The organism is Streptomyces sp. ATexAB-D23 (assembly GCF_000373645.1).
GTDB lineage: Bacteria > Actinomycetota > Actinomycetes > Streptomycetales > Streptomycetaceae > Streptomyces > Streptomyces castrisilvae.
In genome coordinates, this window is sequence record NZ_KB892054.1 from 1 (window position 1) to 7,880 (window position 7,880).

Annotated in this window: 8 protein-coding genes; 6 read left to right on the forward strand and 2 right to left on the reverse strand. The window is 66.9% G+C overall.

Annotated elements, in window-relative coordinates; genetic code table 11:
- From B082_RS0129730 to B082_RS0129740, 3 genes are all read left to right on the forward strand, one after another.
- On the forward strand, nt 1-1,164 hold a 1,164-nt coding region (locus tag B082_RS0129730; protein ID WP_018553548.1), incomplete at its 5' end, for a 2-oxoacid:acceptor oxidoreductase subunit alpha.
- Entirely contained in the window at nt 1,157-2,215 is a 1,059-nt protein-coding gene (locus B082_RS0129735) for a 2-oxoacid:ferredoxin oxidoreductase subunit beta (protein WP_018555442.1), read from the forward strand. The genes B082_RS0129730 and B082_RS0129735, both read left to right, overlap by 8 nt.
- A 90-nt stretch (nt 2,216-2,305) precedes the next feature.
- Nucleotides 2,306-2,728 carry a MarR family transcriptional regulator gene (locus tag B082_RS0129740; protein WP_018555443.1) on the forward strand — a complete coding sequence of 141 codons (423 nt, stop codon included), beginning with the start codon at nt 2,306-2,308 and terminating at the stop codon, nt 2,726-2,728.
- 67 nt (nt 2,729-2,795) lie between these two features.
- Here B082_RS0129740 and B082_RS0129745 read toward each other — a convergent pair whose 3' ends face one another.
- Entirely contained in the window at nt 2,796-3,017 is a 222-nt protein-coding gene (locus tag B082_RS0129745; protein WP_026250328.1) for a DUF5988 family protein, read from the reverse strand.
- Nucleotides 3,018-3,098: 81 nt separating this feature from the next.
- Complete coding sequence (locus tag B082_RS0129750) at nt 3,099-4,553, reverse strand: DHA2 family efflux MFS transporter permease subunit (RefSeq protein WP_018555445.1); 1,455 nt, start codon at nt 4,551-4,553, stop codon at nt 3,099-3,101.
- Nucleotides 4,554-4,668: 115 nt separating this feature from the next.
- Between B082_RS0129750 and B082_RS0129755 the strand changes: the two genes are divergently transcribed.
- The 3 genes from B082_RS0129755 to B082_RS0129765 all read left to right on the forward strand — a co-directional run.
- Nucleotides 4,669-4,809, forward strand: coding sequence for a transposase (locus B082_RS0129755; protein WP_018555446.1), 141 nt, complete (start codon nt 4,669-4,671; stop codon nt 4,807-4,809).
- 73 nt (nt 4,810-4,882) lie between these two features.
- A complete protein-coding gene (locus tag B082_RS0129760; RefSeq protein ID WP_018555447.1) occupies nt 4,883-5,212 on the forward strand; it encodes a hypothetical protein in 330 nt (109 codons plus the stop codon).
- Between the two features lie 261 nt (nt 5,213-5,473).
- Nucleotides 5,474-7,880, forward strand: a 2,407-nt coding sequence (locus tag B082_RS0129765) for a DEAD/DEAH box helicase (protein ID WP_234018271.1), incomplete at its 3' end; no start/stop codon positions are given.

A 7,880-nucleotide genomic window follows, 5' to 3' on the forward strand; every position in this document is an offset into this window, starting at 1 on the left:
ACCGGCACGTACCGCAACATCTCGGGGAACCTCGCCCTGGCCTACGGGCTGATCGCCGCGGGCCGGCAGGCCGACCTGCCGCTGTACCTCGGCTCGTACCCGATCACCCCGGCCTCCGACATCCTGCACGAGCTGTCCCGGCACAAGAACTTCGGCGTACGCACCTTCCAGGCCGAGGACGAGATCGCGGGCATCGGCGCAGCGCTGGGCGCCGCGTTCGGCGGGTCACTCGCCGTGACGACCACGTCCGGGCCCGGAGTCGCCCTGAAGTCGGAGACCATCGGCCTCGCGGTCTCCCTGGAACTGCCGCTCCTCATCATCGACATCCAGCGCGGCGGCCCCTCCACCGGACTGCCCACCAAAACCGAGCAGGCCGACCTGCTCCAGGCGATGTACGGGCGCAACGGCGAGGCCCCGGTACCGATCGTCGCACCGCGCACCCCGGCGGACTGCTTCGACGCGGCCCTGGACGCCGCGAGGATCGCCCTCACCTACCGCACCCCGGTCTTCCTGCTCTCCGACGGCTACCTCGCCAACGGCTCCGAACCCTGGCGCATCCCGGAACTCGACCAGCTCCCGGACCTGCGCGTCCAGTTCGCAGCCGGCCCCAACCACGAACTGGCCGACGGCACCGAAGTGTTCTGGCCCTACAAACGCGACCCGCAGACACTCGCCCGCCCCTGGGCCGTCCCCGGCACACCCGGTCTCGAACACCGCATCGGCGGCATCGAAAAACAGGACGGCACGGGCAACATCTCCTACGACCCCGCCAACCACGACTTCATGGTCCGCACCCGCCAGGCCAAGATCGACGGCATCCAGATCCCGGACGTGGAGGTCGACGACCCCGCCCAGGCGAAGACCCTCGTACTGGGCTGGGGCTCGACCTACGGCCCCATCACCGCCGCCGTACGCCGGCTGCGCACCGCCGGACGCCCCATCGCCCAGGCCCACCTGCGCCACCTCAACCCCTTCCCACGGAATCTCGGCGAAGTCCTGAAACGTTACGACAAGGTCGTCGTCCCCGAGATGAACCTCGGCCAGCTCGCCACACTCATCCGCGCCAAATACCTGGTGGACGCCCACAGCTACAACCAGGTCAACGGCATGCCGTTCAAGGCCGAGCAGCTCGCCACCGCCCTTGAGGAGGCCATCGATGCCTGAGACCAACGAACTCCTCCAGCTCGTCCCCAAGGCCGAAGCGAAACAGTCCATGAAGGACTTCAAATCCGACCAGGAAGTACGCTGGTGCCCCGGATGCGGAGACTACGCCGTCCTCGCCGCCGTCCAGGGCTTCATGCCCGACCTCGGCCTGGCAAAAGAAAACATCGCCTTCATCTCCGGCATCGGCTGCTCCTCCCGCTTCCCGTACTACATGAACACCTACGGAATGCACTCCATCCACGGCCGCGCCCCCTCCATCGCCACAGGCCTGGCCACCTCACGCCGCGACCTGTCGGTCTGGGTCGTCACCGGAGACGGCGACGCACTCTCCATCGGCGGCAACCACCTCATCCACGCACTGCGCCGCAACGTGAACCTGAAAATCCTGCTGTTCAACAACCGGATCTACGGACTCACCAAAGGCCAGTACTCCCCCACCTCCGAACTCGGCAAAATCACCAAGTCGACCCCGATGGGCTCCCTGGACGCCCCATTCAACCCGGTATCCCTGGCCATCGGCGCAGAAGCATCATTCGTCGCCCGCACCATCGACTCCGACCGCAAACACCTCACCAGCGTGCTGCGCGCCGCCGCCGACCACCCGGGCACAGCACTGGTGGAGATCTACCAGAACTGCAACATCTTCAACGACGGCGCGTTCGAGGTCCTGAAGGACAAGGAGCAGGCCCAGGAAGCGGTGATCCGCCTCGAACACGGACAGCCCATCCTCTTCGGCACCGACGGGACCAAGGGCGTCGTACGGGACCCACTGACCGGCGACCTGAACGTGGTCACGGTCACCGAGGACAACAAATCACAGATCCTCATCCACGACGCCCACGCCCCGAGCCCCACGACGGCGTTCGCCCTGTCCCGGCTCGCCGACACCGACACCCTCCACCACACCCCCATCGGGGTACTGCGCAGCGTGGAACGGCCGGTGTACGACACGAAGATGGCCGAGCAACTGGACACGGCCGTGGAGCGGGACGGCAAGGGCGACCTGGCCGCCCTGCTCGCGGGCAACGACAACTGGACGGTGGTCGGCTGAGAGCTCGTCCCATTTGATCTGATACATCGATCCTGATATAAGGTCGTCCGTGTGAATGGAGTACAGCTTTTCCTGCTGGGGCGCACCCTCATGAAGATCGCTGAGGAGGCCATTCCCACCGAAAGCCTCGGCAAGCGGCAGATGAGCACGCGGTCGGTCCTGATCGTGATGCTCGACATCTACGCGCACCCGGACACGACGGTCGGTGAGATCGCCACCCGTTCCGGTCTGCCGCAGAGTGCTGTGTCCGCCTGCGTGGCCCGGTTGCGGGAGACCGGTTCGGTGGTCACCCGGACCGACGCCCGCGACCGCCGCCGGACTCTGGTCCGCCAGAACCCCGAGGTGACCGACCGCCGCGCAGAGGTTGCCGCGACACGTGTGGACGACGCCCTGGCCACAGCGCTGGGGACCGAAGACCCTGTGGAGGTGACCGAGGTGATCGCCCTCCTGGAGGCCCTGGCCCGGCGACTTTCGCCGGAGGTACTGGCCCGGCTGGCGCCCGATCCGGCCTGACCTGCGGGAAACGGAAGCCGCCCGGGTGCTCGGTACCCGGGCGGCTTCCGTTTTCGGCGGGGGGTTTCTACTCGGCGACGTAGGTGTATCCGCTCCATGCGTAGACCAGGAGCTCCAGCTCCTTCTCCGTGGTCATGGCGCTCGTGGGCTCGAAATGCTCGTACCGGTTGCCCTTGAGCAGCTTCACCTTGGAGGTCGTGTCCTCGACGTAACGGATCCGGTCCTCGAACTTGAGTTCGAGTGTCGCGGGTCCGCCGCTGAGGATCACGTTAGGGGGCTGTGTTGTCATGGCGTCGTCTCCTTGGGTCATGGATCCGGAGGCAGTGAACGGCACTGTGCGGACAGGATCAGCCGTCCGGCTAAAGCCGTTCTAAACGCCTGTCGCCGCAACCGCCTTTCCGGGGCCCGCTCCGGCCGGCGTTCCCGCCGTCTCCTCGGTCCGGCCGCGGATCAGCAAGCAGGCCAGCGCCCCGGCCAGTACCACGGTGATCGGCAGTACCGCCGTTACGTGCAGGGTTGCGACGAAGGCGTCCGCGTACGCCTTTCCGCCGGCCAGTTCCGCGGCGAGCCGGCTCTGGAGCAGGGCGCCCACCGCGGCCGCGCCGATGACCGAGCCGGTCTGGCGGATCGTGTTGTTGACCCCGGAAGCCGCTCCCGCGAGCCGCGGTTCGACGTTGCGCATCGCTTCCGCGGACATGGGCGCGATCACGCAGCCGATACCGAGACCGGTGATGAGGGTGGCCGGGATGAAGGCGTACCAGGAGGAAGCCGGGCCGGCGATCAGCGCGATCGCCGCCATTCCCACGGCGTAGAGGCTGAGACCCGCCATCAGCAGGTACTTGCCGCCGATCCGGTCCGAGAGCCGGCCCGCGAAGGGCCCCACCGTCATCGACACCAGCGACGACGGGGCGAGTACCAGGCCAGCCTTGATCGCGCTCAGGCCGAGGACGGACTGCAGGTAGAGGTTGAAGGGAAGGACCAGCCCGATCATCGCCATCGAGACCAGGGCGACCAGCACTGTCAGCACGGAGAAGTTGCGGTCCTTGAACAGGGCGAACGGCACGAGCGGTTCCCGGTCCTGCCGGCCCCGCTGGTGGACGAGGAACCCGACGGTCAGCACGGCGCCCGCGGCGAGCAGCCCCCAGATCTTCGGGCCCCAGTGGTAGTGCTCACCCTCCTGGAGCGCGAAGGTCAGGCAGAACAGCGCGCCGGTGGCCAGTAGAACGCCGGAGATGTCGAAGGTCCGGGTCCGGCCTGTCCTCAGATCGGGCACCACCAGGAAGGCCAGTGCCAGTGCGGCGATCCCGATCGGCACGTTCACCAGGAAGATCCAGCGCCATCCCAGGGTGGAGACCAGTACCCCACCCACGGTCGGACCCGACAGCGTGGCCAGCCCCGCCACCATGCCCCAGATGCCCATCGCGGTGCCGCGCCGCTGCGCCGGGAAGACCGACATGATCAGCGTCATCGTCTGCGGTGTGAGAAGCGCGGCGCCGAGACCCTGCACCCCGCGGGCGACGATCAGCATCACCGGGCCGGTGGCCAGACCGCAGGCGATGCTGGCGGCGGTGAACACCACCACACCGGTGATGAAGAGGTTGCGGGGACCCCAGACATCGCCGAGCCGCCCTGCGGTGATCAGCAGCACCGCCAGCACGAGGGCGTAGCCGCTGATCACCCACAGGGTCTGGTCGAGGGTCGCTCCCAGTCCGTCGATCATGTCGGGGATCGCGATGTTCACGATCGTCAGGTCCAGCAAGGTCATGAAGAAACCCAGCGACATGGTCGCCAGTACCGCCCAGGGGTTCCCGGCCAACTTCCGCATGTGTCCGCTCCTTTCGCGCCGTCTGCTGGGCCTCAGTATAATGCATCATCTTTGATGTATCAAAACAGATGCATTTTCGCACCGTACGCGGCTCTGCGACGAGCTCGATGAGGAGGTGGTCTGCAAAGCCCGGCACACGGTCGAGTGCGGCATCAACCGGCTGAAGCGAAACCGGGCGGTCGCCACCCGCTTCGGCAAGCTCGCGGTCCGATTCGCAGCGACCGTCCTCGTCGCTGCGATCGACGAATGGCTGTGACCTGCCGGAAGTGTCGGTCCCGCATGTCATTCTGGCTGCATTCAGATCGGCGGACAGAGGGGAACCAGGGGCGATGAGGGCTGCGTACTACCGGGCAGAGAGTGAGAGCGGCGACCACATCGAGGACCCGTCCGAGGACGCACTGTTCATGCTGATCGGCGACCTCAACACCTCGGACAACACCTTCGTGGTCATCCAACCCGACGAGGACGACCCGGCCTGGTTCACCTCCGTCGCGGTCCTGGACGAAGGCGGCTACGAGGTCGTCCGCCGCGACACCACCCGCCGCGAGCACGACGTCGTCACCGAGACCAGCATCGATCGGATCGCGCGCGACCTCACCATCTGGATGGCCGCCCGCGACTTTCCCGGACGGCCTACCCAGCGCACCAGCAACCTCTAAAACACGGCCTAGGGTGTCTCTCTTGGATCATCGAGCGGACCAGATGAAGATCGCTGCGATGTGGAGTCCTGCCCGGAAGATCACTGCCGTCGTCTCATACCGGTGGCCGGGCCGCGCCAGTTTTTCAGGCGATTGATCGCGCTCGTTCGACGGTGTTGCGTTGTCCCTGCGGGAAGATGGCTGTTGTACGCCGTCGTACGTCCCTTTCTGCGCGAGTTGAGGTTGTACGTGATGTCTGCCAGCCGCGAGCCTGCTGTGGTGATGCCTCAGACCGTTCTTGCTCCTGTCGTCGTTCGTTGTGTGTTGCGTGTGGATCAGCAGGCGGCGGTGGACAGTGGGGTCCGTGGGCTGGGGAAGCCGGGGAGTCGTGGGCATATGGTGTCGGCGTGCGGTACGGGGAAGACGCTGATCGCGCTGCGGACTGCGGAGGCGCTTGATGTCCGGTTTCTGCTGGTGGTGGTACCCAGCCGGCATCTGATCGGGCAGTGGGCGGCTGTGGCCCGTGCGGATGGCCGTACCGAGCCGTTGATGGCGGTGTCGTCCCTGAGTGCAGACCGGCATCCTGTGCTGGTCGGGGCGGGAGCGAGTAGTACGGGGTCGGGGGAGTACCTGGCGTACTGGCTGTCCCAGCGCGCGAGGATGAACGAGCGGGCGACTGTGTTCGTCACCCTGGACTCCCTGGTGCGGATCGAGGAGTCCCAGCACTCGGTGTTCCCCGTACCCGCCTTTGATCTCGCGATCATCGACGAGGCGCACCGTACCGCCGGGTCCTGGGACAAGGAGTGGACGATGATCCACGACAGCACCCGGATCCCGGCTGAGCGCCGTCTGTATCTGACCGCGACACCCTACGAGTGGGAGGCACCACGCCTGACCGAGGCCCCGGGCACACGCCCGCAGCCCAAGCGCACTCCCTCCACTGTCCCCGCGTGGGAGGCCCCGTCCCTGATCGCTTCGATGGACGATGTGAAGGTGTTCGGCCCCCGCCTGCACACCTACTCCCACGCCCAGGCGATCGAGGACGGTGTTCTGGCCGACTACCAGCTCCTGGTTCCGACCATTACCGATACCGACCTGCGGATGGTCCTGACCGACCCCGACCGTACGCGTACCGGGTTCGCTCCGACCGCGCGCCGGACGACCGCCCTGCACCTGGCCGTCCTCAGAGCGATGACCGAACACGACCTGCGCCATGTGATTGTCTACTTCCAGCAGGTCGCCGACGCCGAAGACTTCGCCCGCCAGTTCCCCCACACCCTGCGCACCCTCCCACCCGGCCAACGCCCGCCCTGGGCGGACACACTGTCCGTCTCCTCGATCAACGGCAACCACACCCCCGACCAGCGCGCGCAACTCCTCGACAACTTCGCGAACGCCGACCGCGCGGTCATCACCAACGCCCAGGTCCTGTCCGAGGGCATCGACCTGCCGGCCGTCGACGCGATCGTCTTCGCCTCCCGCACCGAGAGCGTGCGCCGGATCGTCCAGGCCCTGGGCCGCGCCCTGCGTAAACCCCCCACCGTCGAGGTGAAGACCGCGAGCCTGGTCATCCCCGCCTACATCCCACCCGGCTCCGATCCCACCAACCTCCTCGATACCCCCTACGAAGCGCTCTGGCTGATCACCGCCGCGCTACGCCATCACGATCAGGCCATCGCCGCCCGCGCCCCACGCAAGGCCACCGCGCACCGCCTGGACGAGAGCACCCACCGCCTGATCACCCGCCGGTTCCGCTTCGACTTCACCCTCGACCCCGGCACGATCGCCCAAGCGATGGATCTGCTGGCCTGGCCCTCTACCGGCGCGGTGCTCTCGGCACCCCGCCGCGCCGGCCTGGCCGCCGCCGTCCGGTACCACACGGAACACGGGCACCTGAAGGTCCCGGTCGACTACACCGACGCCTACGGCTACCGCTTGGGAGCCTTCATCGCCGGCCAGCGCACCGCCCACCGCCGGAACACGCTTACCCCTGACTGGATCACAGAACTCGACGCGCTCGGCATGATCTGGGACGAGCACGAAGCCGCCTTCGAAGGGAACATGACCCTCATCGAGGCCTTCCACACCGAACACGGCCACCTCGCCATCCCCGCCCAGGATCCCGGCGGCCAGTTCCTCGTCGACCAGCGCGGCCTTGCCCGCAAAGGGCAGCTCCCCGAAGCCCGCCGCACGCGCCTCACCGCCCTCGATGCCGACTGGCTCCTGCCGTACGGACCCGACTGGCACCGCAAGTACCACCTCCTGGCCCGCCATCTCCACACCGGACACAATCCAGCGACTCTGCACCGCGACACGGTGATTGATGGCGTGAAAGCCGGCACCTGGCTACAGCGCCAGCTCACCACCTGGAACACTCTCGACGACGGCCAACGCCATCTCCTGACCCACCTGGGCCTCACTCCCACACACATCACCCTCACAACGAAAACCAGGGCGAAGAAGCCCACCACTCCCGCCGGACTCAACACCCCCAAGACCAGAAAACGCCGCTCCTTCGAACAGACCGCGACACTCCTGCACGCTTACGTGGAACGGCACGGCCGTCCTCCTGGTGCCCGGGAGGGGATCGACGCCGACGGAGAGCGCGTAATGATCGGCCCCTGGCTCTGCAAGATCCGCACTGCCCAGAAGAACGGTCAACTCTCCGAGAGCAGAAGCCAGTTGATCC

Coding starts and splice junctions, on each gene's coding strand:
- B082_RS0129735 (WP_018555442.1), top strand. CDS start 1,157: ATGCCTGAGACCAACGAACTCCTCCAGCTCGTCCCCAAGGCCGAAGCG.
- B082_RS0129740 (WP_018555443.1), top strand. CDS start 2,306: ATGAAGATCGCTGAGGAGGCCATTCCCACCGAAAGCCTCGGCAAGCGG.
- B082_RS0129745 (WP_026250328.1), bottom strand. CDS start 3,017: ATGACAACACAGCCCCCTAACGTGATCCTCAGCGGCGGACCCGCGACA.
- B082_RS0129750 (WP_018555445.1), bottom strand. CDS start 4,553: ATGCGGAAGTTGGCCGGGAACCCCTGGGCGGTACTGGCGACCATGTCG.
- B082_RS0129760 (WP_018555447.1), top strand. CDS start 4,883: ATGAGGGCTGCGTACTACCGGGCAGAGAGTGAGAGCGGCGACCACATC.